The 25,625-nt window shown below is 70.5% G+C and carries 22 protein-coding genes; 10 read left to right on the top strand and 12 right to left on the bottom strand.

The annotated features are described in order from the left end of the window. Positions 1–67: 67 nt before the first annotated feature. Positions 68–1,357 carry a thymidine phosphorylase gene (locus KSO97_RS16555; RefSeq protein ID WP_232680895.1) on the bottom strand — a complete coding sequence of 430 codons (1,290 nt, stop codon included), beginning with the start codon at positions 1,355–1,357 and terminating at the stop codon, positions 68–70. Positions 1,358–1,385: 28 nt separating this feature from the next. Further along, positions 1,386–1,787 (bottom strand): cytidine deaminase, encoded by a 402-nt coding sequence (locus tag KSO97_RS16550; RefSeq protein ID WP_232680894.1) that lies wholly within the window; start codon positions 1,785–1,787, stop codon positions 1,386–1,388. Between the two features lie 202 nt (positions 1,788–1,989). Between KSO97_RS16550 and KSO97_RS16545 the strand changes: the two genes are divergently transcribed. The 4 genes from KSO97_RS16545 (at position 1,990) to KSO97_RS16530 (ending at position 7,369) form a co-directional block, all read left to right on the top strand. After that, positions 1,990–3,099 carry a BMP family protein gene (locus KSO97_RS16545; RefSeq protein WP_232680893.1) on the top strand — a complete coding sequence of 370 codons (1,110 nt, stop codon included), beginning with the start codon at positions 1,990–1,992 and terminating at the stop codon, positions 3,097–3,099. 138 nt (positions 3,100–3,237) lie between these two features. Beyond that, positions 3,238–4,752, top strand: a complete 1,515-nt coding sequence (locus tag KSO97_RS16540) for an ABC transporter ATP-binding protein (protein WP_232680892.1) — start codon at positions 3,238–3,240, stop codon at positions 4,750–4,752. Further along, positions 4,749–6,071 carry an ABC transporter permease gene (locus tag KSO97_RS16535; RefSeq protein ID WP_232680890.1) on the top strand — a complete coding sequence of 441 codons (1,323 nt, stop codon included), beginning with the start codon at positions 4,749–4,751 and terminating at the stop codon, positions 6,069–6,071. Before KSO97_RS16540 ends, KSO97_RS16535 begins: the two co-directional genes overlap by 4 nt. Further along, the gene (locus KSO97_RS16530) at positions 6,068–7,369 is read left to right on the top strand and encodes an ABC transporter permease (protein ID WP_232680889.1); all 1,302 of its coding nucleotides are present in this window, start codon (positions 6,068–6,070) and stop codon (positions 7,367–7,369) included. Before KSO97_RS16535 ends, KSO97_RS16530 begins: the two co-directional genes overlap by 4 nt. Positions 7,370–7,484: 115 nt before the next feature. On the opposite strand, the gene KSO97_RS16525 is transcribed toward KSO97_RS16530, so the two are convergent. From KSO97_RS16525 to KSO97_RS16510, 4 genes are all read right to left on the bottom strand, one after another. Continuing rightward, positions 7,485–8,684 (bottom strand): amidohydrolase, encoded by a 1,200-nt coding sequence (locus KSO97_RS16525; protein ID WP_232680887.1) that lies wholly within the window; start codon positions 8,682–8,684, stop codon positions 7,485–7,487. A gap of 187 nt (positions 8,685–8,871) precedes the next feature. Continuing rightward, positions 8,872–9,864 carry a methylmalonyl Co-A mutase-associated GTPase MeaB gene (gene meaB, locus KSO97_RS16520; RefSeq protein WP_232680885.1) on the bottom strand — a complete coding sequence of 331 codons (993 nt, stop codon included), beginning with the start codon at positions 9,862–9,864 and terminating at the stop codon, positions 8,872–8,874. Positions 9,865–9,894: 30 nt separating this feature from the next. Continuing rightward, positions 9,895–12,069 carry a methylmalonyl-CoA mutase gene (gene scpA, locus KSO97_RS16515; RefSeq protein WP_232680879.1) on the bottom strand — a complete coding sequence of 725 codons (2,175 nt, stop codon included), beginning with the start codon at positions 12,067–12,069 and terminating at the stop codon, positions 9,895–9,897. Further along, on the bottom strand, positions 12,066–13,775 hold the full coding sequence (locus tag KSO97_RS16510) for a methylmalonyl-CoA mutase family protein (protein WP_232680877.1): 1,710 nt from the start codon (positions 13,773–13,775) through the stop codon (positions 12,066–12,068). Before KSO97_RS16510 ends, scpA begins: the two co-directional genes overlap by 4 nt. 137 nt (positions 13,776–13,912) lie before the next feature. Between KSO97_RS16510 and KSO97_RS16505 the strand changes: the two genes are divergently transcribed. The 6 genes from KSO97_RS16505 to KSO97_RS16480 all read left to right on the top strand — a co-directional run bounded on the left by KSO97_RS16505 (position 13,913) and on the right by KSO97_RS16480 (position 20,060). Further along, positions 13,913–14,290: a hypothetical protein gene (locus KSO97_RS16505; protein ID WP_232680873.1), complete on the top strand. Its 378-nt coding sequence runs from the start codon at positions 13,913–13,915 to the stop codon at positions 14,288–14,290. 109 nt (positions 14,291–14,399) lie between these two features. Further along, positions 14,400–15,275 (top strand): zinc metalloprotease HtpX, encoded by an 876-nt coding sequence (htpX, locus tag KSO97_RS16500; RefSeq protein WP_232680871.1) that lies wholly within the window; start codon positions 14,400–14,402, stop codon positions 15,273–15,275. Between the two features lie 122 nt (positions 15,276–15,397). Continuing rightward, a complete protein-coding gene (locus tag KSO97_RS16495) occupies positions 15,398–16,447 on the top strand; it encodes a glycosyltransferase (RefSeq protein ID WP_232680869.1) in 1,050 nt (349 codons plus the stop codon). Between the two features lie 74 nt (positions 16,448–16,521). Then, positions 16,522–17,247, top strand: a complete 726-nt coding sequence (locus KSO97_RS16490) for a succinate dehydrogenase cytochrome b subunit (protein WP_232680867.1) — start codon at positions 16,522–16,524, stop codon at positions 17,245–17,247. A gap of 12 nt (positions 17,248–17,259) precedes the next feature. Further along, a complete protein-coding gene (locus KSO97_RS16485; RefSeq protein ID WP_232680864.1) occupies positions 17,260–19,320 on the top strand; it encodes a fumarate reductase/succinate dehydrogenase flavoprotein subunit in 2,061 nt (686 codons plus the stop codon). Next, positions 19,317–20,060 (top strand): succinate dehydrogenase/fumarate reductase iron-sulfur subunit, encoded by a 744-nt coding sequence (locus tag KSO97_RS16480; protein WP_232680861.1) that lies wholly within the window; start codon positions 19,317–19,319, stop codon positions 20,058–20,060. The genes KSO97_RS16485 and KSO97_RS16480 overlap by 4 nt, the downstream gene beginning before the upstream one ends. Positions 20,061–20,159: 99 nt before the next feature. Here KSO97_RS16480 and KSO97_RS16475 read toward each other — a convergent pair whose 3' ends face one another. The 6 genes from KSO97_RS16475 to KSO97_RS16450 all read right to left on the bottom strand — a co-directional run. Beyond that, positions 20,160–21,446: a M20/M25/M40 family metallo-hydrolase gene (locus tag KSO97_RS16475; RefSeq protein ID WP_232680860.1), complete on the bottom strand. Its 1,287-nt coding sequence runs from the start codon at positions 21,444–21,446 to the stop codon at positions 20,160–20,162. Then, positions 21,443–22,384 (bottom strand): alpha/beta hydrolase, encoded by a 942-nt coding sequence (locus KSO97_RS16470; protein ID WP_232680857.1) that lies wholly within the window; start codon positions 22,382–22,384, stop codon positions 21,443–21,445. The genes KSO97_RS16475 and KSO97_RS16470 overlap by 4 nt, the downstream gene beginning before the upstream one ends. Continuing rightward, positions 22,384–23,148, bottom strand: coding sequence for an amino acid ABC transporter ATP-binding protein (locus tag KSO97_RS16465; protein WP_269782652.1), 765 nt, complete (start codon positions 23,146–23,148; stop codon positions 22,384–22,386). The genes KSO97_RS16470 and KSO97_RS16465 overlap by 1 nt, the downstream gene beginning before the upstream one ends. Further along, positions 23,145–24,170: an amino acid ABC transporter permease gene (locus KSO97_RS16460; RefSeq protein ID WP_232680855.1), complete on the bottom strand. Its 1,026-nt coding sequence runs from the start codon at positions 24,168–24,170 to the stop codon at positions 23,145–23,147. Before KSO97_RS16460 ends, KSO97_RS16465 begins: the two co-directional genes overlap by 4 nt. A 167-nt stretch (positions 24,171–24,337) precedes the next feature. Continuing rightward, entirely contained in the window at positions 24,338–25,252 is a 915-nt protein-coding gene (locus KSO97_RS16455) for an ABC transporter substrate-binding protein (protein WP_232680854.1), read from the bottom strand. 67 nt (positions 25,253–25,319) lie between these two features. Continuing rightward, positions 25,320–25,625, bottom strand: a 306-nt coding sequence (locus KSO97_RS16450) for an amidohydrolase family protein (RefSeq protein WP_232680852.1), incomplete at its 5' end; no start/stop codon positions are given.

The raw sequence follows: 25,625 nt of genomic DNA, 5'->3' as shown, positions 1-25,625 counted from the left end.
CGTCGGCAACGCCGGGGGGTGCGTGCCGGGGGTGCGCGAAGCGCATCAGAACTCCCCGGACGTGCCACTAGGCACCGACCCGGTCGATCACCAACGGGGTGAGCTCGACCGGCGAACCCGCCGGGGCGATGTCGTAGCCGCCGTCGAGCGAGGCGAGCGCGCGCTCGAAACGCGCCGGCTCGTCGGTGAGCAGGGTGAAGAGCGGGGCGCCTTCGGTAACGGCGTCGCCGGGGCGCGCGTGCCACACGACACCCGCACCGGCCTGCACCGGGTCCTCCTTGCGGGCACGACCCGCACCGAGTCGCCAGGCCGCCAGGCCGACGGCCATCGCGTCGAGGCGGGTCAACACACCCGAGGCGGGTGCGGTGACGACGTGCGACTCGCGAGCGACCGGCAGCGCGGCGTCGGGGTCGCCGTCCTGCGCGCGGATCATCGCCTTCCAGGTGTCCATGGCGCGACCCGAGGCGAGCACCTCGGCGGGATCGACGTCGTCGCGCCCGGCGCCGGCGAGCATCTCGCGCGCGAGCGCGACGGTGAGTTCGACGACGTCGGCGGGGCCACCCCCGGCGAGCACCTCGACCGACTCGGTGACCTCGATCGCGTTCCCGGCGGTCAGGCCGAGGGGGGTCGCCATGTCGGTGAGCAGCGCGACGGTCCGCACGCCCGCGTCGGTGCCGAGGCCGACCATCACCTCGGCCAGCTCGCGGGCCCGAGCGACGTCCTTCATGAAGGCGCCGGTGCCGACCTTGACGTCGAGCACCAGGGAGCCGGTGCCCTCGGCGATCTTCTTGCTCATGATCGAGGAGGCGATCAGCGGGATCGCCTCGACCGTGCCGGTGACGTCGCGCAGGGCGTAGAGCTTCTTGTCCGCCGGCGCGAGGCCGTCTCCGGCCGCGCAGATCACCGCACCGACAGATTCCAGCTGCGCGAGCATCTCGGCGTTGGTCAGCGCGGCGCGCCAGCCCGGAATCGACTCGAGCTTGTCGAGCGTGCCGCCGGTGTGGCCCAACCCCCGGCCCGACAGTTGCGGGACCGCCACTCCGCACGCGGCCACGAGAGGAGCGAGAGGCAGCGTGATCTTGTCGCCTACGCCTCCCGTGGAGTGCTTGTCGGACGTCGGGCGCGACAGCGAGGAGAAGTCCATCCGCTCCCCCGAGGCGATCATCGCGGCCGTCCAGCGGCTGATCTCGGAGCGCTCCATGCCGTTGAGCAGGATCGCCATCGCGAGAGCCGACATCTGCTCGTCCGCGACGTCACCGCGGGTGTAGGCGTCGATCACCCAGTCGATCTGGCTCTCGCTCAGCTGCTGCCCGTCGCGCTTGGCGATGATGACCTCGACGGCGTCGTGAGCACTCATGGGCACAACCTACGACGCAGGCCGGCCCTCAACCGTTCAGGTCCTCCGGGCCCCAGGCCTGCGGCAGCACCTCGCTCATCGCCACCACGCCCCGCGGCGTCTCGATGAGCATCTCGGCGCCACCGTGCTCCCACAGCAGCTGGCGACAGCGTCCGCAGGGCATGATCACCGCCCCCTCGCCGTCCACGCAGACGAAGTGGGTCAGGAGCCCACCGCCGGTGGCGTGCAGCGAGGACACCAGCCCGCACTCCGCGCACAGCGTCAACCCGAAGGACGCGTTCTCCACGTTGCAGCCGACCACGAGCCGGCCGTCGTCGACCAGCGCCGCGGCACCCACGCGGTAGCCGGAGTAGGCCGCGTAGGCGTGATCGGCAGCGCCCACGGCCGCCTCGCGTAGCGCCGTCCAGTCGACTGCCTCAGCCTCGATCATCGCCCTGCCCGCCTCTCGTCGTGTGCCACCTGTGCGCGGAATGCCCACCGGATCGTCATGTGGATCCCCGCGACGTCGGGTGCCAACGTCGCAACTCGGTAACCCTTAGGCCAACACTCTTCCTGAGGTTGCCTCCAACCGGCATCCTTCGGTACCGAGACCCATCGTCCGGCACCGGGCCGGACGCAGACTTGGAGGCGACATGAAGAAGATGAGGAAGGCACTCGTCGGCGGCGTGGCTCTGCTGGCGACCTCGACGGCCCTGGCCGCGTGCGGCGACGCTCCTGACGACGAGGGCGCCTCGGGCAGCGGCGGCGAGACCACCGACTTCCTCCCCTGCATCGTCTCCGACGCAGGCGGCTTCGACGACAAGTCGTTCAACCAGCTCAGCTACGAGGGCGTGGAGCAGGCCGCCGACGAGCTCGGCGCCGACTTCAAGGCTGTCGAGTCCAACAGCGAGAACGACTACGGCAACAACCTCGAGAGCCTCGTCGCCGAGGGCTGCGACGTCATCGTGACCGTCGGCTTCGCCCTGGCGACGGCCACCAAGGAGTCGGCCGCGGCCAACCCCGACATCGAGTACGTCCTGATCGACGACGCGGCCGACGGTGGCGACGACGGTGCGACGTTCGACGGTCAGGCCGATGTCGCCAACATCAAGCCGATCCTCTACGACACCGCGCAGGCGGCGTTCCTCGCCGGCTACGCGGCCGCCGACTACACCACGACCGGCGTTGTGGGCACCTACGGCGGTCTGCCCTTCCCGACCGTGACCATCTTCATGGACGGCTTCAAGCAGGGCGCCGAGTACTACGCCGAGGAGAAGGGCAAGGACGTCAAGGTCGTCGGCTGGGACGGCGAGGACGGCAGCTTCACCGGCGGCTTCGAGGCCAACCAGACCGCCACGAACACCGCCAAGCAGCTGCTCGACCAGGACGTCGACGTCATCCTCCCCGTCGGTGGCCCGATCTACCAGGGTGCGCTGACCGCGATCGCCGACTCCGGCGACGACGTCGCGATGATCGGTGTGGACGCCGACTTCTTCGAGACCGACCCGAAGACGCAGGACGTCGTGCTCACCTCGATCCTGAAGAACATGAAGGTCTCGACCTACGAGGCGATCATGTCGGCCGCCGACGACACCTTCGACTTCACGCCGTACGTCGGCACCTTGGAGAACGACGGAGTCGGCATCGCGCCGTTCCACAACTTCGAGGACAAGGTCTCCGACACGCTGCAGGGTGAGCTGGACGAGATCAAGGCCGGCATCGTCGACGGCTCGATCACGGTGAACTCCTACCTCAACCAGTGAGCCGCTGACGGCTCCTGGCTGAACTCAGCACCGAGTCAGAGGGAGGCCGACCCACCCGGGTCGGCCTCCCTCTCCCTTTCGCCCGGTTTCCGGTCGGTTCCTCCCGCCGGTCACGTTCTCTTCCCTAGGATCATCTTCATGCAGCTGGCACTGCGCGGTATCACGAAACGATTCGGCAGCCTGGTCGCCAACGACCGGATCTCCCTGACCGTCGAGCCGGGAGAGATCCACTGCCTGCTCGGCGAGAACGGCGCGGGCAAGTCCACGCTGATGAACGTGCTCTACGGCCTGTACCAGGCCGACGAGGGCGAGATCGCCCTCGACGGCGAGGTCCAGCACTTCTCCGGGCCCGGCGATGCGATCGCGGCGGGCATCGGCATGGTGCATCAGCACTTCATGCTCGTGCCGGTCTTCACCGTCGCCGAGAACGTGATGCTGGGCAACGAGGCGACCGGTCTCGGCGGCGTCCTGGACCTGGATGCCGCCCGGGCCCGTGTCCGCGAGATCTCCCAGCGGTTCGGCTTCAACGTCGACCCCGACGCCGTCGTGGAGGATCTCCCGGTCGGTGTGCAGCAGCGCGTGGAGATCATCAAGGCCCTCTCGCGCGATGCTCGGGTGCTCGTCTTCGACGAGCCGACCGCCGTGCTGACGCCGCAGGAGACCGACGACCTGATGGGCACGATGCGCCAGCTCAAGGAGGCCGGCACCGCGATCGTGTTCATCACCCACAAGCTCCGCGAGGTTCGCGAGGTCGCCGACCGCATCACGGTGATCCGTCTCGGCAGGGTCGTCGGCGAGGCCGACCCCGGAGCCAGCAACGCCGAGCTCGCCTCACTGATGGTGGGCAGGCCGGTCGAGCTGACCGTGCACAAGGAGCCGCCCGTCCTCGGCGAGGGCGCGCTGGTGGTGAGCGGACTGACCGTCGCGGACGCGACCGGGCTCGTGCACGTCGACGACGTCAGCTTCAGCATCCGCGGCGGCGAGGTGCTCGCCGTGGCCGGCGTCCAGGGCAACGGCCAGACCGAGCTCACCGAGGCCCTTCTCGGCCTGCAGGACCACGTGCTCGGCTCGATCACTCTCGACGGTCAGGAGCTGGTCGGCCGCACCGTGCGCCAGATCCTCGACGCCGGCGTCGGGTTCGTGCCCGAGGACCGCCAGGTCGACGGTCTCGTCGGCACCTTCACGATCGCCGAGAACCTGATGCTCGACCGGAGCTTCGGACCGCCCTTCGTGCGCGCCGGCTCCCTGCAGCTGGGCCGCCTGGAGGCCTTCGCCCAGGAGAAGCTCACCGAGTACGACGTCAGGGCGCCCGGCATCTCGACCCACGCCGGCAATCTGTCCGGCGGCAACCAGCAGAAGGTCGTCGTCGCCCGCGAGCTGAGCAAGGATCTCCGATTCCTCGTCGCCGCGCAGCCCACCCGCGGGGTCGACGTCGGCTCGATCGAGTTCATCCACAAGCAGATCGTCGCGACCCGCGACACCGGCATCCCGGTGCTCGTGGTGTCTACCGAGCTCGACGAGGTGGTGGCGCTGGCCGATCGGATCATGGTGCTGTACCGCGGTCGGATCGTCGGGATCGTGCCGGCTGACACCCCTCGTGAGGTGCTGGGCCTGATGATGACCGGAGAGCGGCCCGAAGGAGTTGTCGCGTGACCTCGCCTGAGCAGGACGAATCCCAGAACCCCTCCAGCGAGAGCGGAGAGGAGCTGCCCGGCTCCCCGGAGTCGGGAAGCACCGCCGCGTCGCGGCCCGGGGCGGCGCCGCAGGGGTCGCCACCGCCAGAGGCCGATGAGCCGCTGCCGCCGGTGAACGGACACTGGCACAACCTGTTCCGCACCATCACGACGGGGAACGCGCTCATCGCCTTCTTGGCGGTGCTGCTCGCCGTGGCCGTGGGCTCGCTGCTGATCCTCTTCACCGACGAGACCGTGCGCGACTCCTCGGCCTACTTCTTCTCCCGTCCCGGCGACTTCCTCTCCGCAGCCTGGAACGCCATCTCCGGCGCCTACTCCGCGCTGTTCCGCGGCTCGATCTACAACACCCGCGCCACCGACTTCGAGACCGGCATCCGGCCGTTGACCGAGACCCTGAAGTTCTCCGGCCCGCTCATCGCGGCCGGCCTCGGCGTGGGCCTCGCGTTCCGCGCCGGACTGTTCAACATCGGCGGTCGCGGCCAGATGCTGCTCGCCGGGGCGGCGGCGGGCTGGGTGGCGATCGACGTCGATCTGCCCGCGCCGCTGCTGCTGCCGTTGGCGATCATCGCCGGCATGGTCGCCGGCGCATTGTGGGCCGGCCTCGCCGGCCTGCTCAAGGCCCGCACCGGGGCGCACGAGGTGATCGTGACGATCATGCTCAACTATGTCGGGTACTTCCTGGTGTTCTACGCGCTCTCCCAGCAGAGCCTGCTGCAGGCTCCCGGCACCGTGAACCCCAAGTCGCTGCCGATCCCCAAGGACGCCCAGATGCCGCGTCTGTTGGGCGACACCTATCGGCTGCACCTCGGCTTCCTCCTGGCACTCGTCGCCGTCGCCGTCGTCTGGTGGATCCTCAATCGCTCGGCGCTGGGCTACCGGTTCCGTGCCGTCGGTGCGAACCCCCACGCCGCGCGCACCGCCGGCATCGACGTCGGCCGCACCTACATCTACGCCATGCTCATCGCCGGCGCACTCGTCGGCCTGGCGGGCACCAACCAGGTGCTCGGCACGGTCACCAGCGGCGTCGCCGGAGATCTCGACGCCGGGATCGGCTTCGACGCCATCACGGTGGCGCTCCTGGGGCGCTCCCACCCCCTCGGCATCCTCGGCGCCGGCCTTCTCTTCGGCGCCTTCAAGTCGGGTGGTTTCGCGATGCAGGCCTCGGAGGGCATCCCGGTCGACATCGTGCTCGTCATCCAGTCGCTCATCGTGTTGTTCATCGCGGCCCCGCCGCTCATCAGGGCGCTCTTCCGGTTGCCCACCAAGGAGGCGAAGTGAGCACCCCGCCGAGCAGCACCCCGACCGTCGAGGGCACCGCCCCGGCCGAGGCGGCCCCGGCCGTCATCGCCGTCGTCAGCCGCAAGGCCGCGGTCCTGCTGACCCTGATCGCAGCGGGACTCGCCGCCGCGGTCGGCTTCGGATCGCAGGACGGCGAGACCACCTTCCGGCTCGCGCGGTCCACCGACTTCTTCGAGCTTCCCGAGATCACGGTGCCGGCGGAGAACACCGCCTGGGTGATGATCGTGCTCCTCGCCGTGATCGCCGCCGAGTCCTGGCGACGCTATCTGAAGCGCCGCTCGACGCCGATCTGGCTCGTCGCGGTGTACTCCCTGCTCGCCATGACCGGCTTCCTCTCCTGGGCGGCTGCGGGCGGTACGGTCCCGGTCGTCAGCCTGCTCGGCAACTCGGTGCTGCTGGCGGTTCCGCTGGTGTTCGGCGCCCTCGGCGGCGTGCTCGGTGAGCGCGCCGGCGTCGTCAACATCGCGATCGACGGGCAACTGCTCGCCGGGGCCTTCGCCGCCGCACTCGTGGGGTCGCTGACAGGATCGGTCTGGGCCGGCGTGCTCGGCGCGATGGCCGCCGGCACGGTGGTCGCGCTGATCCTGGGCCTGTTCGCGATCAGCTACTTCGTGGACCAGGTCATCGTGGGTGTCGTCCTCAACGTGCTGGTGATCGGCATCACCAGCTTCCTCTTCACCCAGGTCCTGGCGCCGAATGCGGCCGACCTCAATTCCCCTCCCCGCTTCTCGGCGTGGAACATCCCGGTGGTGAGCGAGATCCCGTTGATCGGGCCGATCCTGTTCCGCCAGGCGCCGATCGTGTATCTGCTCTACATCGCCGTCGCGCTGGTGACGTGGTCGCTCTACCGCACCAAGTGGGGTCTGCGCGTGCGTGCCGTCGGCGAGCACCCGAAGGCCGCCGACACCGTCGGCATCAACGTCAACCGCACGCGCTACCGCACGGTGCTGCTCGCCGGCGCCATCGCGGGGATGGGCGGGGCCTTCTACACGCTGGTGTCGGTTCCGCAGTTCAACCGGGAGATGACCGGCGGTGCCGGCTACATCGCGCTCGCCGCCGTCATCTTCGGCAAGTGGGACCCGATTCGCGCCACCCTGGCGGCGCTGCTCTTCGGCTTCGCCTCGAACCTGCAGGGCGTGCTCTCGGTGCTGGGCTCTCCCGTGCCGAGCGAGTTCATGTTGATGCTGCCCTACGTCGTGACGATCTTCGCCGTGGCCGGGCTCGTCGGCCGCTCCCGGGCACCCGCCGCGGTCGGACTGCCTTACCGGAAGACCTAGAACTGCGTCTCGAGACCTGATGAGGGTCTCGACGAGCTCGACCACCGGGTGGCGGGTGGTCGCCTCGCTGCGCTCGCTCCTCGACACCGGGTGGGCGGGTCGCAGGGCGACCTCCTCAGACTGGCGTGGGTGCTGCCAGGGCGAGGGTCGCGGCGCGGGCGAGCACCTGGGCGCCGACACCGATCGCGCGCTCGTCGACGCGCAGGTTGCCTTGGTGCAGGTCGTAGACGGCGCCGCCGGGGGTGCGGGTGCCGAGCCGGAACATCGCGCCCGGCACCTGCTCGAGGTACCACCCGAAATCCTCGCCACCGAGACTCTGCGGCACCGGGGTCGACCCGTGGGCGCCGAGCATCTCGCGCACGGCGGCGCCGATCAGCGCGTTGCTCGCAGGGTCGTTGACGACGGGCGGCACACCCTGGAGGTAGTCGACGACGGCGTTCACGCCGTAGGGCCGCACGATGTCGTGCACGGCCTCGCGCACGATCGGCTCGCACCCGGTCCAGGCGACGGCGTCCAGGATCCGCACCGTGCCCGCGACGCGGCCGTGGTCGGGGATCACGTTCGGTGCCGAGCCGGCGGCGATGACGCCCCAGACGACCGAGACCCCGGCGCGCGGGTCCATCCGGCGACTCAGCACCGCAGGCAGCTCGGAGGTGACCTTGGCCAGTGCGAACGTCAGGTCGCCGGTCAGGTGGGGGCGCGAGGTGTGCCCGCCAGTGCCCTCGAGCAGCACCTCGAGCCGGTCGGCCGCGCTGGTCAGCGCGCCGCTTCGCACCCCGACGCGGCCGACGTCGACACCGGGGTCGCAGTGCAGCGCGAATATCTGGGTGACGCCGTCGAGCACTCCGTGCGTCACCAGCCGCCGCGCACCGCCCGGCATGACCTCCTCGGCCGGCTGGAACAGCAGTCGCACCCGACCAGGAAGCAGCGCGCGTTCGTGGAGTTCGGCCAGCGCCAGCGCCGCACCCATCAGACACGCGACATGGACGTCGTGCCCGCAGGCGTGGGCCACGCCCGGCCTCGTGCTCGCCCACGGCTCACCCGAGACGTCGTCGACGGGCAGCGCATCCATGTCGGCGCGCAGCGCGACGACGCCCGCGTCACGTCCGCTCTCGCCGATCTCGGCGACCAGACCGGAGGGCTCGATCCGCTCGACCCTCCACCCTGCTGCCTCCAGGCGGTGGGCCACCAGCTCGGTGGTGCGTTGCTCGTGCCAGGAGAGCTCCGGGTGGCGGTGCAGGTCGCGGCGCAGCTCGATCAGCTCGGCGTCGTACTTGGCGACGACCTCGGCGATCAGCGCGACTGTCTCGGACACCCGGTCACTGTAGTCCGGCGGGCTGGCTGGCCCGGCCACGCCAGCTCACCGTCGGGGGGCGGTGAGCGACAGGCACCTTCGTCCCCGGGGCCGTCGCGAGCGGGGACCTGCGCAGGAAGCTGCAGCCACAGTTCCTCAGCACGTCACCGCTCCCCCGCGCCGCACCCTCGGGCGGGACGGCGTTCGATCAGGTGCCGTCGTAGGCCGCGAGGAGCCGATCCGCCGCCAGCGTCGCCGGCAGCTCCCCGGCGAGGACGTCGCGGCGCACGTCGTCGCGGATCGCCCGGACGCCGGGTGAGTGACGCAGTCGCTGGTCGAGCTCGTCGCGCACCAGTGCCCAGGTGAAGTCGAGCTGCTGCTCGGCGCGCTTCGCCGCCAGGCCGTCGGCACCGAGGTGCTCGCGGTGGCTCAGGATGCGCTGCCAGAGGTCGTCGACCCCGACGTCGGTCAGGCCGGAGCAGGTCACCACCGGCGGCGCCCACTCGTCGTGCCCACGCACCATCCGTAAGGCACCGGCCAGCTCGCGCGCCGCCGAGCGAGCCTCGAGCTCGCGGTCGCCGTCGGCCTTGTTGACCGCGATGACGTCGGCGATCTCCAAGATGCCCTTCTTGATCCCCTGCAGCTGGTCGCCGGTGCGGGCCAGGGTGAGGAAGAGGAACGTGTCGACCATGCCGGCCACGGTCACCTCCGACTGCCCCACTCCCACGGTCTCGACGAGGATGACGTCGAATCCCGAGGCCTCCAGCACTGCCATCGCCTGCACGGTCGCGCGGGCGACGCCGCCGAGGGTGCCGGCCGACGGCGAGGGGCGGATGAAGGCGTTCGGGTCGACGGAGAGCTGCGCCATCCGGGTCTTGTCGCCGAGCACCGAACCGCCGGTGCGTACCGAGGAGGGATCGACCGCGAGCACACCGACGCGGTGCCCCGCCGCCGTCAGACGGGATCCGAGCGCCTCGATGAACGTGGACTTCCCCACGCCGGGCACGCCCGAGATGCCGACCCGCACCGCGGGTGAGCGAACCCCCGAGGTGTCCCGCTCGGTCAGCGTGGCGAGGAGGTCGCGGGCCAGGGCGCGGCGTTCAGGCCGGGTGGACTCCACCAGCGTGATCGCCTGCGCCATGGCGGCACGGCGCCCCTCGTCGATGCCCGCGACGAGGGCCTGGACGTCGATCGGTCGCATGCGGGACGTCTCCGACACCGAGGCTCGGCGTCAGTGACCCAGCTGGTCGCGCAGCTTGGCGAGCAGGTCCAGCGCCGACTCCGCGATCACCGTTCCGGGCAGGAACACCGAGGCCGCGCCCATCTGCTGCAGCGTGGGCACGTCGTCGGGTGGGATGACGCCGCCGATGACGACCATGATGTCGTCACGGCCCTGCTCGGCCAGCGCCGCCTTGAGCGCGGGGAGCAGGGTGAGGTGGCCGGCCGCCAGCGAGCTGACGCCGACGATGTGGACGTCGGCGTCCACGGCCTGCTGGGCCACCTCCTCCGGCGTGGAGAAGAGCGGGCCCACGTCGACGTCGAAGCCCATGTCGGCGAAGGCGGAGACGATCACCTTCTGGCCGCGGTCGTGCCCGTCCTGACCCATCTTGGCCACCAGGATGCGAGGTCGACGGCCCTCGGACTCCTCGAACGCAGCGGTGGCCTCCAGCACCTGGGAGACCAGCGAGGTGCCGTCGGGGCTCAGCGCGGACTCGTCGCGGTACACGCCGCTGATCGTACGGATGACGGCCTGGTGCCGGCCGTAGACCTTCTCCAGCGCCTCGGAGATCTCCCCCACCGTGGCCTTGGCCCGCGCGGCGTCGATGGCGAGCGCCAGCAGGTTCCCGTCGAGGCTGCCCTTGCTCGCGCCGCGTTCGGCGGAGTTCGTCAGGGCCTCCAGCGCGGAGGCGACGTCGTCTGCGTTCCGCTCGGCACGCAGCCGCTCCAGCTTGGCGCACTGCTGGCGGTAGACCTCGTCGTTGTCGACCTTGAGCACGTCGAGCGGGTCCTCGGCGGCGAGCCGGAAGGTGTTCACGCCGATGACCTTCTGCGCGCCGGAGTCGATGCGCGCCTGCGTGCGAGCGGCGGCCTCCTCGATGCGCAGCTTGGGGATGCCCTGCTCGATGGCCGCGGCCATGCCACCGGCCTCCTCCGCCTCGCAGATGTGCGCCCAGGCGCGTTCGGCGAGGTCGTGGGTGAGCTTCTCCACGTAGTAGGAGCCGGCCCAGGGGTCGATCGTGTGGGTGGTGCCGCTCTCCTGCTGCAGCATCAGCTGGGTGTTGCGCGCGATGCGGGCGGAGAAGTCGGTCGGCAGCGCGATCGCCTCGTCGAGGGCGTTGGTGTGCAGGCTCTGGGTGTGGCCCTGGGTCGAGGCCATCGCCTCGATGCAGGTGCGGCCCACGTTGTTGAACACGTCCTGCGCGGTGAGCGACCAGCCCGAGGTCTGGCTGTGGGTGCGCAGCGAGAGCGACTTGGGGTTGCTCGGGTCGAACTGCCGGACCAGGCGGCTCCACAGTGCACGCGCTGCGCGCATCTTGGCGATCTCCATGTAGAAGTTCATGCCGATCGCCCAGAAGAACGACAGGCGCGGCGCGAACTTGTCGATGTCGATGCCGGCCTCGAGCCCGGCGCGGATGTACTCCACGCCGTCGGCCAGGGTGTAGGCGAGCTCGAGGTCCTGCGTCGCGCCGGCCTCCTGGATGTGGTACCCGGAGATCGAGATGGAGTTGAAGCGCGGCATCTCCGCCGAGGTGTAGGCGAAGATGTCGGAGATGATCCGCATCGACGGCGACGGCGGATAGATGTAGGTGTTGCGGACCATGAACTCCTTGAGGATGTCGTTCTGGATCGTCCCCGCGAGCTGGCTCGGCTTCACCCCCTGCTCCTCGGCCGCGACGACGTAGAGCGCGAGCACCGGAAGCACGGCGCCGTTCATCGTCATCGACACCGACATCTCGTCGAGCGGGATCCCGTCGAAGAGCACCCGGGTGTCGTAGATCGAGTCGATCGCCACGCCGGCCATGCCGACGTCGCCGCGCACACGCGGGTGGTCGGAGTCGTAGCCGCGGTGCGTCGCCAGGTCGAAGGCCACCGAGAGGCCCTTCTGACCGGCTGCAAGGTTGCGGCGGTAGAACGCGTTGGACTCCTCTGCGGTGGAGAAGCCGGCGTACTGACGGACCGTCCACGGCTGCGTGGTGTACATCGTCGGGTAGGGCCCGCGCAGGAACGGGCTCAGGCCCGGCCACGTGCCCAGCGCGTCGAGACCCTCGAGGTGCTCGGGGCCGTACATCGGCAGGATGTCGATGCCCTCGGGCGAGGCCCAGGACTCACCCGCGGCGACCGCGGTCGTGGGGGTAGCCGCACCACCCAGGTCGAGCCCCGCGAAGCTCTTCGGAACCGTACTCATGCCAACGCCTCCCGCGTCCGGCCCAGGAACGCCAACGCGTCCACTCCCATGCTGCAGGCGTCGTCGGCGTAGTCGGCCGCCTTGCCCGCGATGATCACGTGCGTCGCACCGGCACCGCGCAGCGCCGTGGCCGCCTCGGCGCCCCACTCCGCGTAGGCGGCGTCCGAGCCCGCCAGGCACACCACCGGCTGACCGGCGTAGGCCGCGAGCAGGGCGTCGACACCGTCGGTGGGCCCGGCGACCTCGACCGCGACGCCACCCGCGGCGAACAGATTGCTGGCGAAGGTCGCGCGCGCGGTGTGCTGGGCGATCGTGCCCAGCGTCGCCAGGAACACCGGCCGCGCGGCGGGCGCGAGGCGCAGCGCCTCGAAGCTCGCGCCGTAGGGGCGGACGTCGTCCCAGGTGCCGTCCGGCACGCGCTCGGGCAGCGACTCGCCCAGGTTCGGGAACTCGCTGACACCGGTCAGCGGACGCTTGCGGGTGGCGACCTGCTTCTCGCGGGCCGCGACCACCTCGTCGATCAACGCATCGAGGTCGGCCCCCTCCTCGAGTTCGCCGAAGATCCGCCACGCGGTGACGGCGAGGTCGTCGGTCAGCTTCTCGACCGCGTACGAGCCGCCGGCCGGGTCGGCGACCTTGGCGACGTGCGACTCCTCGATCAGCAGGTGCGAGGTGTTGCGGGCGATCCGGCGGGCGAACCCGTCCGGGCGACCGAGCGCACTGTCGAACGGCAGCACCGTGACGGCGTCCGCACCGCCGACGCCGGCGGCGAACGCCGCGACGGTCGTGCGCAGCATGTTCACCCACGGGTCGAACGTGCTCATCATCGGGCGGCTGGTGACCGCGTGCTGACGCTGGTCGACCAGCTCCGCGCCGCTCAGCTCGAGCATCCGGGCCCAGAGCCGGCGCGCGGCGCGCAGCTTGGCGATCGTGGGGAACTGCTCTCCGGTCGCGGCATAGCGGAACTCGACGAGCCCTGCGGCGTCCGCGAGCGCGACTCCGGCGTCGGTGAGGCTGCGCAGGTAGCGGGCGGCGACGAGAAGGCTGTAGGCCAGCTCCTGGGCGTCGGAGGCGCCGCGGTCGTGCACGCGCGTCGCGTCGACCACGAACGCCACGACTCCGGCCTTCAGCGCCGTGTCGGCGATCTCGGGGGTGGCCGAGGAGGCGTCGACGCCGAGATTCGTGTCGGGGTGCACCTCGCGGCCGGCCAGGTACTCCACGAAACGGGTCGCGGCGGCCGACTGGGCCTCCGCCGGCGCGTCGAGGACGACGGGTGCCAGGTCGAGCAGCACCTGGTCGAGGAGGGCTGCGTAGTCGGTGTCGGCATCGACGCCCAGCCACAAGGAGGTCACTCCGCCCTCGAGGTCGACCAAGGCGGCCTCGTTGACCAGCTTCGCCTCACCCGCGCCGTGGTGGGCGCGGATGTCCCACGCGCCGACGCGGGTCGGGCGACCAGCGGTGGCGAGGTCGTCGAGCAGATCCGGCGTGCCGAGCGGGGTGACGGCGATGCCGTCGAGCGTGGTGCGGGTGAGCTTGCTCCAGACGAGCTCGTCGGCGTCGTCGTCGCCCAGGCGCTTGGTCTTGCGCAGCACCTTCGCCGTCTCGGCCTCCCAGTCCGCGCGGGTGGCGGTGTCCTCGGGCTGGGCGAGATCGAGACGGTCCGGCTCGTCGACCGGCGCCGCCGGCTCCGTGGTCCCCGATGTCATGAGGCGAACTTTAGGATGCGCCGCACCCACCCCGATCACGACATGGGGTTTCTGGACGGTCGCCACCGCAGGCATCTCGCTCCCGAGCGAGGTCCGATCCCCTGTCCATCGTCTCTGTCCGGGCGTAGCGTGCGGTCATGACGACCCGCTCCCTCGCGGCCGTGGCAGCGGCCGCCGTCCTCACGGTGGCTCCCCTCCCGCCGTCGGCGCTCTCCGCCCCTGCCTACGCGGCCGCCTGGACCGACTGCGGCGAGGTCAGCTTCAGCCCCGGCACCACGGTGGGCAGCGGCCACTACGGCGTGCAGAAGATCCGCGCCGACCGGGTCGCCTGCCCGACGGCGAGGAAGGTCGCCGCACGTGCCGAGCGTGAGCAGGGCGAGCCCCGTTACTCCTTCACGGGCTTCACCTGCGTGCGCAAGGCCGGCCGCGACGACGGGCGCACCACGTACACGTGCACCAAGCGCTCGAGCGGTGCGATGTCGGCACGGATCACCTTCCTCGGCGTCGGCATCTGAGATCCGCGACGAGCAGGTCCCCGACCGCTCGTCGGGCCTGACCTGTGAGGACGCTGAGATCACCCCGACGGCGGGAACGACTGGAGAGCACCCACTCGTTGGACCTGATGTGAGCCATCAGCACTCCTCTCCCATCGGGCACCGCCACCACAACGGTCTCAAGACCGCCCTCCTCCTCGGTGGGTTGTCCGCCGCGGTGATCCTCGTGGGCGGCCTGTTCGGCCGCGGCGGACTGCTCATCGCCCTCGTGCTCGCACTGGGCATGAACGCCTACGGGTACTGGAACTCCGACAAGCTCGCGCTGCGCGCGATGCGGGCACGACCGGTGACCGAGGCCGAGCAGCCCGCCATGTACCGGATCGTGCGCGAGCTCTCGGCGCGAGCGCAGCAGCCGATGCCGCGCCTCTACGTCTCCCCCACCGCAGCACCCAACGCCTTCGCGACCGGTCGCAACCCGGCCAACTCGGCGGTCTGCTGCACCACCGGGATCCTCGAACTGCTGGACGAGCGAGAGCTGCGCGGCGTCCTGGCCCATGAGCTGATGCACGTGTACAACCGCGACATCCTCACCTCCTCGGTGGCCGGTGCGCTGGCCAGCGCCATCACGTTCCTCGCGCACTTCGGCCTGTTCTTCGGCGGCAACGACGAGAACCGGCCGAACCCGATCGCGGCGATCGGGCTGATGATCCTCGGCCCGTTGGCCGCCGGTGTGGTGCAGATGGCGATCAGTCGCACTCGCGAGTACGACGCCGACGAGGACGGCGCGCGGCTGTGCGGGGACCCTCTCGCGCTCGCCTCGGCCCTGAACAAGCTCGAGCACGGCGTCGCGGCACGTCCTCTGCGCCCCGAGCCCCAGCTGGTCAGCGCGAGTCACATGATGATCGCCAACCCGTTCCGCGGAAGCGGCGTGAAGGATCTCTTCGCCACACATCCCCCGATGCGCGAGCGGATCGCCCGGCTCGAGGCGATGGCCCGCCGGGGCTGACCCGGCCCGGCACCGCCCTGGCGATGCCCGACGTTCGTTCCCCAGCGTTCACTCCCGGTCCACATCCGCGGCACCGATCAGCCCCCGGCGCGAGGAAACCTGAGGTCATGAGGATCGCGCTCGTGACGGAGACCTTCTACCCCGCGGTGGACGGCACCACGACCACGCTCAAGGCCGTCGCCGACCGGCTCGTCGACCTGGGTCACACCGTGCGGGTCATCGCGCCCAGCCCCGGCCTGACGACATACCGCACGAGCCAGGTCGTGCGGATCCGACCACTCGAGCCCACCGGGCCTCAGGTCCGTGCCGCCATCGACCAGTTCGCCCCGGACGTCGTGCACATCGCCTCGCCGGGCGCGCTCGGGCGCAAGGCCCTCAAGCACTGCCACGCCGACGGCATCCCCACCCTGGTCGTCGAACAGTCGCCGGTGCTCGACCTCAGCGCCGACTACTGGCGCAACCGCATCGCCGAGCGCGCGGACCGAGTGCTGGTCACCTCGACCTGGATGGTCGACCGGCTGAACGAGTTCGGCGTCGGCGCGCAGCTGTGGCGTCCCGGCGTCGACGCTGCCGCGTTCACTCCCGACCTGCGCGACCAGTGGTTGCACGACTCCTGGTCGCGGGCACGCTCGGCCCAGGGCCCGCTGGTCGTCGTCGGGTTCGTCGGCCGTCTGGAGAAGCGCCACGGCGTGCGGCGGCTGGCCGAGCTCGCCGAGGTTCCGGGCATCCGGCCGGTCGTCATCGGGGACGGGTCGCAGCGCGGCTGGCTCGAGTCCCGCCTCCCCGGTGCCAAGTTCACCGGGACCCTGCACACCGGCGACCTCACCATCGCGATGCCCAGCCTCGACCTGCTGGTGCACCCCGGTGAGCACGAGACCTGCTCACACGCCCTGCGCGAGGGGGGCGCCGCCGGCGTGCCGGTCATCGCACCGCGCGCCGGTGGTGCCCGCGACGTCGTGCGGCCGCTCGAGAACGGCCTGGCCTACGACGCCTCCGAGCCCCGCGCCCTGGCGCGCGCCGTCGCCATGGTGGCCGGAGACTCCCGGCGCGACCTCCTCGGACGGCGAGGACGCGAGCTCGCCGCGGCGAGGTCCTGGAGCGTCGCCGTCGACGAGTTGGCGGCCACCTATCGCGAGCTCGCCTCGGCGAATCGTCGTGTGAGGGTGTCCTAACCGGACCTATGTCACACCGATCTCGCATGGTTCACGTCACACCAGAGGCCTGAGCGGTCGTAGAGTGTTCCTCTGTGGCAGTGACGACACCTTCGAAGTCCCTGGCGAAGGGATCGCGCTCGACGCGATCGACCATCGCCCTGAAGCTCCTCATGGCCGCCAGCGGCGCAGCCTTCATCGGCTTCGTTCTGGGGCACATGTACGGCAACCTCAAGGCCTTCGGTGGCCAGGAGAAGTTCAACGAGTACGCGCATCACCTGCGCGAGCTCGGCGAGCCGCTGCTCCCCTATGAGGGCTTCATCTGGATCATGCGCGTGGGGCTCCTGGCCGCGCTGATCGTGCACGTGGTGTGCGCCGTCGTGCTCGCCCGCCGCGCCGGGCAGGCCCGCACGGTCAAGTACGCGGTGAAGAAGAACAAGGGCTCCTCGCTCTCCTCGCGCACGATGCGCTGGGGCGGGGCGACGCTGCTGCTCTTCATCATCTGGCACCTGGTCAACTTCACCTTCGGCAAGGTGAACGTGCAGACGGGTGAGACGGGCGCCGCGGCAGGCGACCCCTACAGCCTGCTGGTCGACACCTTCGACGTGTGGTGGATGACGATCATCTACCTGGTCGCGATGGTCGCGCTGGCTTTCCACCTGCACCACGGCACGTGGAGCGCACTGCAGACTCTCGGCCTGACCAACACGGCGAGCTCGCGCCAGCGCGCGAAGACCGCGGGCTGGGTGCTGGCCGTCGTCGTCGCCGGCGGCTTCTCCGCCGTTCCCCTGTCCGTCCTGCTCGGCATCATCGAGAAGTAAGGAGTCCACGCCATGGCTGGATCCACCCTCCACGACGGACTCACCCCGCTCAACGGCCCGTCGAACCAGATCTCCGACGACGCGCAGGGCTTCTACGTCCTCGGCGAGAACATCGTCGACCCCGTCGCTCCCGCCGGCCCGATCAAGGACCGCTGGACCACGCGCAAGTTCGAGAACCGACTGGTCAACCCCGCCAACCGCCGCAAGCTCGACATCATCATCGTCGGCACCGGCCTGGCCGGTGGCGCTGCGGCCGCGACGCTCGGCGAGGCCGGCTACAACGTGAAGTCCTTCTGCTACCAGGACTCCCCGCGCCGGGCGCACTCGATCGCCGCGCAGGGCGGCATCAACGCCGCCAAGAACTACAAGGAGGACGGCGACTCCACGTTCCGTCTCTTCTACGACACGGTCAAGGGCGGCGACTACCGTGCCCGCGAGAACAACGTGTACCGCCTGGCCGAGGTCAGCGCGAACATCATCGACCAGTGCGTGGCCCAGGGCGTCCCGTTCGCCCGCGAGTACGGCGGCCTCCTCGACAACCGGTCCTTCGGCGGCGTGCAGGTCTCGCGCACCTTCTACGCGCGGGGCCAGACCGGCCAGCAGTTGCTGATCGGCGCCTACCAGGCCATGGAGCGCCAGGTCGCCGCCGGCACCGTGGAGCAGTTCACCCGCCACGAGATGCTCGAGCTGATCGTCGTCGACGGCAAGGCCCGCGGGATCGTCACCCGCGACATGGTCACCGGCGCGATCGAGACCCACCTGGCCGACGTCGTCGTCCTGGCCTCGGGCGGGTACGGCAACGTCTTCTACCTCTCGACCAACGCCATGGGATCCAACGTCACCGCAGCGTGGCGTGCGCACCGCAAGGGCGCCTACATGGCCAACCCTTGCTACACGCAGATCCACCCCACCTGCATCCCGGTCACCGGCAGCCACCAGTCGAAGCTGACGCTGATGTCGGAGTCGCTGCGCAACGACGGTCGGATCTGGGTGCCCAAGAACGTCGCGGACTGCGAGAAGGACCCCCGGGAGATCCCCGAGGAGGACCGCGACTACTTCCTCGAGCGCATCTACCCCTCCTTCGGCAACCTGGTGCCGCGCGACATCGCCTCGCGGGCCGCGAAGTACATGTGCGACGAGGGCCGCGGTGTCGGTCCCCAGGTCGCCGAGATCGGCCCCGACGGCGAGCAGCGGATGGTGCGCCGCGGCGTCTACCTCGACTTCGCCGACGCGATCGCCCGCCTGGGCAAGCACGGGGTGGAGGAGAAGTACGACAACCTCCTCGACATGTACGCCCGGATCACCGGGGAGAACCCGTACGAGACGCCGATGCGGATCTACCCCGCGGTGCACTACGTGATGGGCGGCCTGTGGGTCGACTACCACCTGCAGTCCAACATCGAGGGCCTCTTCGTCACCGGTGAGGCGAACTTCTCCGACCACGGCGCCAACCGCCTCGGTGCCTCGGCGCTGATGCAGGGCCTGGCCGACGGCTACTTCGTGCTCCCCAACACCATCCGCGACTACCTCGCCGACGGTCCGTTCGAGAAGGTCGCGGCGGACCACCCCGAGGTCGTCGCCGCCCAGCGCGCGGTCGAGGAGCGGGTCTCGAAGTTCCTCGCGATCCAGGGCACCCGCTCGGTGGAGAGCTACCACAAGGAGCTCGGCGCCATCATGTGGGAGTACTGCGGCATGGAGCGCACCGAGGAGGGCCTGAAGCTGGCCATCTCCAAGATCCGCGAGCTGCGTGCGGACTTCTGGACCAACGTCAAGGTGCTGGGCGCCTCCGACAACCTCAACCAGGACCTGGAGAAGGCCGGCCGCGTGGCCGACTTCCTGGAGCTGGGCGAGCTCATGTGCGTCGACGCGCTCAACCGCCGCGAGTCGTGCGGCGGCCACTTCCGGGGCGAGTCCCAGACCGAGGACGGCGAGGCGCTGCGCCACGACGAGGAATTCGCCTACGTCGCGGCGTGGGAGTGGGGCGGCGACTCCAACGAGGGTGGCCAGCCGGTCCTCCACAAGGAAGACCTGATCTACACGGCGATCGAGATGAAGCAGAGGTCCTACAAGTGAAGCTCACGCTCAAGGTCTGGCGACAGGCGAACGCGACCGCCCAGGGCGAGATCAAGACCTATCCCCTCGACGGCGTCTCCCCCGACATGTCGTTCCTGGAGATGCTCGACCTGCTCAACGAGCAGCTCGTCACCCAGGGCGAGGAGCCGGTGGCCTTCGACCACGACTGTCGTGAGGGCATCTGCGGCATGTGCTCGCTGATGATCAACGGCGAGGCGCACGGGCCGGAGGTCACCACGACCTGCCAGCTGCACATGCGCTCGTTCTCCGACGGCGACACGATCACCATCGAGCCGTGGCGCGCCGACCCCTTCCCGGTCATCAAGGACCTGGTCGTCGACCGTTCGGCGTTCGACCGGATCATCCAGTCCGGCGGCTTCATCTCCGCCAACACCGGCTCCGCGCCCGAGGCCAACTCGGTGCCGGCTCCGCGTGACAAGGCCATGCGCGCGTTCAACGTCGCCACCTGCATCGGCTGCGGTGCGTGCGTCGCCGCCTGCCCGAACGGGTCGGCCTCGCTGTTCCTCGGCGCCAAGATCACCCACCTCGGTGAGCTGCCGCAGGGCCAGCCGGAGCGCTGGTCGCGCGTGGTCGATATGGTCGGGCAGCACGACCACGAGGGTTTCGGCGGCTGCACCAACATCGGTGAGTGCGCCAGCGCGTGCCCCAAGGAGATCCCGCTCGACGTGATCTCCCAGCTCAACAAGGACCTGCGCACAGCGATGAAGCAGGGCCTCTGATCTGCTGAGCGCGGCTCCACTCGCGTGTGAACGGGGTGGGTCGGCACCGGTCGGTGCCGACCCACCCCGTCTCTCGTTCCCGCTGCGGCGCCTGGCCGGCTACCACGGGTGGAGCAGCAGACTGCGGTGATACTCCGCCCCCAGCTCGAGGCTGGCGATGCTCACGCGCTCGTCCGGGCCGTGGATGCTGGCGCGCTGCCCGGCGTCCATGGACAGCGGCGCGAACCGGTATACGGCGTCGCAGAAGCGGCTGAAGAACCGGCTGTCGGTCGCGCCGGTCTGCACGTACGGCACCACCGGGTGGTCGCCCAGCGCTCCGGCTGCACGGACGACGTGCGCCCACTGAGGACCCTCGGTGCGCGACACCGGCGACGGATCGTCGCCGCGCATCCAGTCCACGAGGACGCCGTGCGGCGCTAGCAGCTTCTCCAGACGCTCGCGCAGGCGAGCGCGATCATCACCGGGCGCCAGCCGCACGTTGACCGTCGCGCGGGCCTCCGAGGCGACGACGTTGTCGGCGGGGCTGCCGCTGAGCCGGGTCACGGCCATCGTGGTCGAGACGAGCGCCGCCGTCTCGTGGCTCATCCCACGGAGCAGCTCACCCAGTTCGCCTGCGTCGAGCGCGCCCAGCCCGAGGGCGGCCGCCATGGCCTCCACGGCGCGGCTGACCAGGAGCTCGGGTGCGTGCTCGTCGATCGCCACGATCGCGCGCGCCAGCCGCGCCACGGCGCCGTCCGGCAGGGGGATCGAGGTGTGCCCGCCACCGCCGATCGCGAGCAGCCCGACGTCGACGCTGCCCTTCTCCGCGACGCCGACCAGGGCCACCGGGCCGGTGGCCCCCGGCACGTGGTCGGTGACGATGGCGCCGCCCTCGTCGGCCACCAGCCAGGGGTGGACGCCGCGGTCACGAAGATGGTCGGCCGCACGTGAGGCGCCGTACCCGACGGTCTCCTCATCGGCCCCGGAGAGCACCCAGACGTCGTGGGCGGGGCGCTCTTCCCCACCCAGCAGACGCTCGACCGCCTCCGCGATGCACACCAGCGGCCCCTTGTCGTCCAGCGTGCCCCGGCCGAAGACCTCGGTGTCGGTGACGACGCCGGCGAACGGATCGAAGGACCACTGCTCGGCCGGAGCCGGGACGACGTCGTGATGGGCCATCAGCACCATCGGGCGCTCGGGGGACTCCCCCGGCAGATGGAAGAGCAGGGTGCCGTCGTCGAAGCAGACCGTCTCGAGCCCGTGCAGGCGCGGGTAGGCAGCGGCGAAGGTCTCGCGGAACGCCGCGAAGGCGGCCGGGTCGTGCTCGTCCGGCTCGCTCACGGTGCGATGCCGCACCAGCGCGGCCAACCGCTGGGCCGGCGTGGCGAGCGACTCCGGCGCGCTCACGTCGCCGCCTGCTGGAGGCCCTCGACGAGGAAGGCGCCGAGCTCACGACGCCCGAGCTCCCCCTCGGGAACCTCGGACTCGGAGGTGAAGCCGTGCCACATGCCCTCCCACACGCGCAGGTGCACCTCGGCGCCGCCATCGCGCATCCGCCAGTACAGGCGCGTCGCATCGCTGAGCAGCAGGTCGCGGGTACCGGTGGTGATCATCGTGGGCGGCCAGCCGTCCACGGCACCGAAGTCGGCGAACACCGGGCTCACCAGCGGGTCGAGCGGATCGGCGCCTGCCAGGAACAGTCGCACTGCCATCTCGATCTGACGGCGGCTCGCCAGCACCGGATCGCGGCGCCGGTTCGACTCGTGGCTGTCGCCGACGAGCCGGAGGTCCACGCACGGCGTCATCAGTCCGAGGACGTCGGGCAGCGGCACCCGCCGCGCTGCCAGCTCGAGCACCGTGGCCAACGCGAGGTTGCCGCCGGCCGAGACGCCGACCAGCCCGAGCGGGCCGGTCTGATCGGCACGCAGCGCCGACCACACCGCGATCGACTCCTCCAGCGCGACGGGGTAGACGGCCTCGGGCGCGAGGCTGTAGTCGAGGCTCACCACCCGCCGTCCGGTCGTGGCGGCGAGCAGCGCGCCGCTGACGTCGTAGGCCGAGCCGAGCACGTACGCGCCCCCGTGGAGGTAGACCAGGCTGCCCGCACCGGGGGCCGGCTCGCGCGGTGTCCACGTGACCACCGGAACGTCGGCGCAGGTGCCGTGCACGGCCGGCTCGAGATGCGCCCGAGCCACCGTCTCGACCTCCGCGCGACGGTCGCGTGCCTGCTGGGCGCGCACGCGCGGCAGCCAGAGGTCGGGGCGCGGCAGCGGCGGGATTCCCCCGAAGGGACGGGTCTTCAGGAACGCACGCGCTGGCGGCGAGAGCAGGTCGACGGCGCGCATCAGCCGACCCGCGCGAGGAAGTGCTGGGTGCGCGCGTGCTGGGGGTCGCCGAGTACCTGGTCGGGAGTGCCCTCCTCGACGATGACGCCCTGGTCCATGAAGACCACCCGGTCGCCGACCTCGCGCGCGAACTCGATCTCGTGGGTGACCACGACCATGGTCATGCCCTCCATCGCGAGGTCCTTCATCGCCGCGAGCACCTCGCCGACGAGCTCGGGGTCCAGGGCGCTGGTGGGCTCGTCGAAGAGCATCACCTGCGGCCGCATCGCCAGCGCTCGGGCGATCGCCACCCGTTGCTGCTGCCCGCCGGAGAGGTGTCGGGGGTAGGCGTCGACCTTGTCGGCCAGGCCCACCCGCTCCAGCAGGGCGCGTGCTCGCGCCTCGGCTTCGGCGCGTGGCTCCCTCAGCACGCCGATGGGTGCCTCGACGAGGTTCTCCAACGCGGTCTTGTGGGGGAAGAGGTTGAAGCGCTGGAAGACCATCCCGATCCTGGCGCGGCGCCGGTGCACCTCGCGGTCGGGGAGCTCCCGCAGGTGGTCGCCGTGGTCGGCGTAGCCGACCATCTGCCCCTCGACCCAGATCCGGCCTCCGTTCACCTTCTCCAGATGGTTGATGCAGCGCAGCAGGGTCGACTTGCCCGAGCCCGAGGGCCCGATAACGCAGCAGACCTCGCCGGCCGCGACATCGAGTGACACTCCGCGCAGCACGTGGTTGCGTCCGAAGCTCTTGTGGACGTCACGGATCTTCACGATGGGCTCGCTCATCGCGGTCCCCCCTCGACCTGGTCGGGTTCGGTCGCCGCGGTCCTCTGGACGGGCCGCGGCGCGTGGAAGCGGGTCATCGTCGTGCGCCACCGCACCCAGAACGGGTCGGGCGGATGTGCCAGCGCACCGCGGGAGAAGTGCCGCTCCAGCCAGCCCTGCCCGATCGAGAGGACCGTGGTCATCACGATGTACCAGGCGCTCGCGGCGATGAGCAGCGGAATCGTCTGGAAGGTCATCGCGATGATCACCTGGGTGGAGTAGAGCAGGTCGGCGACGGCGACGACGCTGACCAACGCCGTCGCCTTGAGCATGCCGATCGTCTCGTTGCCGGTCGGCGGAATAATCACCCGCATCGCCTGGGGCAGCACGACTCGGCGCAGCGCCCGCAGCCGCGACATGCCGAGCGACTGGGCCGCCTCCATCTGGCCCTCGTCGACCGAGAGCAGACCGGCTCGCACGATCTCGGACATGTAGGCGCCCTCGTTGAGACCGAGCGCCAGCATCGCGGCCATCAGCGGCGTGATCGCCTCGTTGGCATCGACGCTGAGCCAGGGGTCCATGCCCGGGATGCCGAGGTTCAGGTCGGGATAGAGCGAGGCGATGTTGTACCAGAAGAAGATCTGCACCAGGACGGGTGTGCCGCGGAAGAACCAGACGTAGAAGTCGGCCACCCGCTCGACCAGCCACACCCCGGACTGGCGCATCACCGCGACGACGATGCCGAGCGCGATGCCGATCGCCATCGCGAAGACCGTCAACCGCAGCGTCATCAACGCGCCGTCGATGAGCTGCTCGGAGCGGAAGTACTCCCAGGCGACGTCCCACTCGAAACGCTCGTTGGTCGCCACCGAGTAGATGCCGGCGGCGGCCAGCACCGCCACCACGACCGTGGCGACCCACCTGCCCGGCCGGCGCAACGGTCGTACGGGGACGACGTCAGGCACCCGCCCGGCCGCGCCGTCACCGAACTCGCCGCCCGGCCCGTCGAGCGCCACCGTGCGGCTCCCGTTGCGGACGGTCATCTCGCCCTCCACGTCTGACCTCTCACGTCGCATCTCCCTCTCGGCCGGTCTCGTCGCGGCTCGTCGTCTGGGTCGCCCCGATCCCTCGGAGCACTACGGGGACTACGGGGAATCTGGCGGCACGGACCGATGGCCGGCCGGCAGGTCCCACCGGCCGGCCACCGGAGTCACTCGGTGCCGGCGTTGACCTCGGCCTTCGGCCAGGAGTTGTCCTCCATCAGGCCGTACTTGTCGAGCACCTCTTCGTAGGTGCCGTCGTCCATCAGCTTCTGCAGCGTGGCGCGCAGGGCCTCGACGAGCTCGTCGTTGCCCTTGGGCACGCTGATGCCGAGCGGGCCACCGGGCACCGTGAGGGTCACCTCGAACTCGTCCCCGGTGGTCTTCACCAGGTAGGCCGCCGACCCGGACGGGATCACGGCCACGTCGAGCCGACCGCTGCGCAGCGCCGAGATGATGTCGTCCTGCTGGGTGAACTCCTTGATCTCCAGCGCGGCCGCCGCCGGACAGGCGCCGGCGTTCTGCTTGAGCACCTGGGTGATCACGGTGCCCGACTGCGCACCGACGGTCGTACCGCACAGACCTGCGAGCTCGGTCGGCTTGACGTCGCCGTCTGCCATCACCAGGAACGATCCGCCGTTGGACATGTAGTCGACGAAGTCGACCTTCTTCTGGCGCTCGACGGTGTCGGCCATCCCGGTCATCGCGATGTCGAACTTGCCGGCCTCCATGGCCGGGATCATGGTGTCGAAGGCCACGACGTTGAAGACGAAGTCGATGCCGAGCAACTCGCCCATCTTCTCCGCGAGCTCGGGGTCGACGCCGAGCAGGGTCTTGCCGTCGGTGTCGTAGAACTCGTACGGCGGGTAGGGGATGTCGGAGGCGATCTGGAGTTCGCCGGCCTCGATCACATCGGCCGGGAGCAGGTCGCGCAACGACTGGTCGGCCTTGCTCAGGTCGGGTCCGGTGTCCTTGTCGTCCTCGCCGCCACACGCGGTCAGCAGCATGGCCGAGACGGCGCCGAGCGCGAACAGGGTGCGCAGCGGACGGCGTCCGCTGCGGGTGGTGCCGGTCGTCAGGGTCATCGTGGTGCCTTTCGGGAGGGGGTGGGGGTGCGGTTCGGGAGCTGGATGGCGCCGTGGGGCCGGCGGATCAGTCCGGGCTGAGCCGGATGCCGGCGCGCCGACCGGTCCAGGTGCCGTCGAGGGCGGCGAGCCGCCCCGCCTGCATGACCCAGCCGATGCCGACCGGCGGTCGCAGCGGGTCGGCGTACGTCGCGCGATCGGCGACGGCGAGGGGGTCGAAGGCGACGAGGTCGGCGACGGCTCCGGGCCGCACCACGCCGCGGTCGGGAACCCCGAACGCCGCGGCCGGCAGACCGGTCATCCGGTGGGCCGCCTCAGGCCAGTCGAGCACACCCCGTTCGCGCACGTAGCGCGCCAGGACCCGCGGGAAGGT

The sequence above is a fragment of the Nocardioides sp. R-C-SC26 genome, from assembly GCF_021246465.1.
GTDB lineage: Bacteria > Actinomycetota > Actinomycetes > Propionibacteriales > Nocardioidaceae > Nocardioides.
The sequence above is the reverse complement of the archived record's forward strand: the minus strand, read 5'-3'. Positions and strand labels throughout refer to the sequence as shown.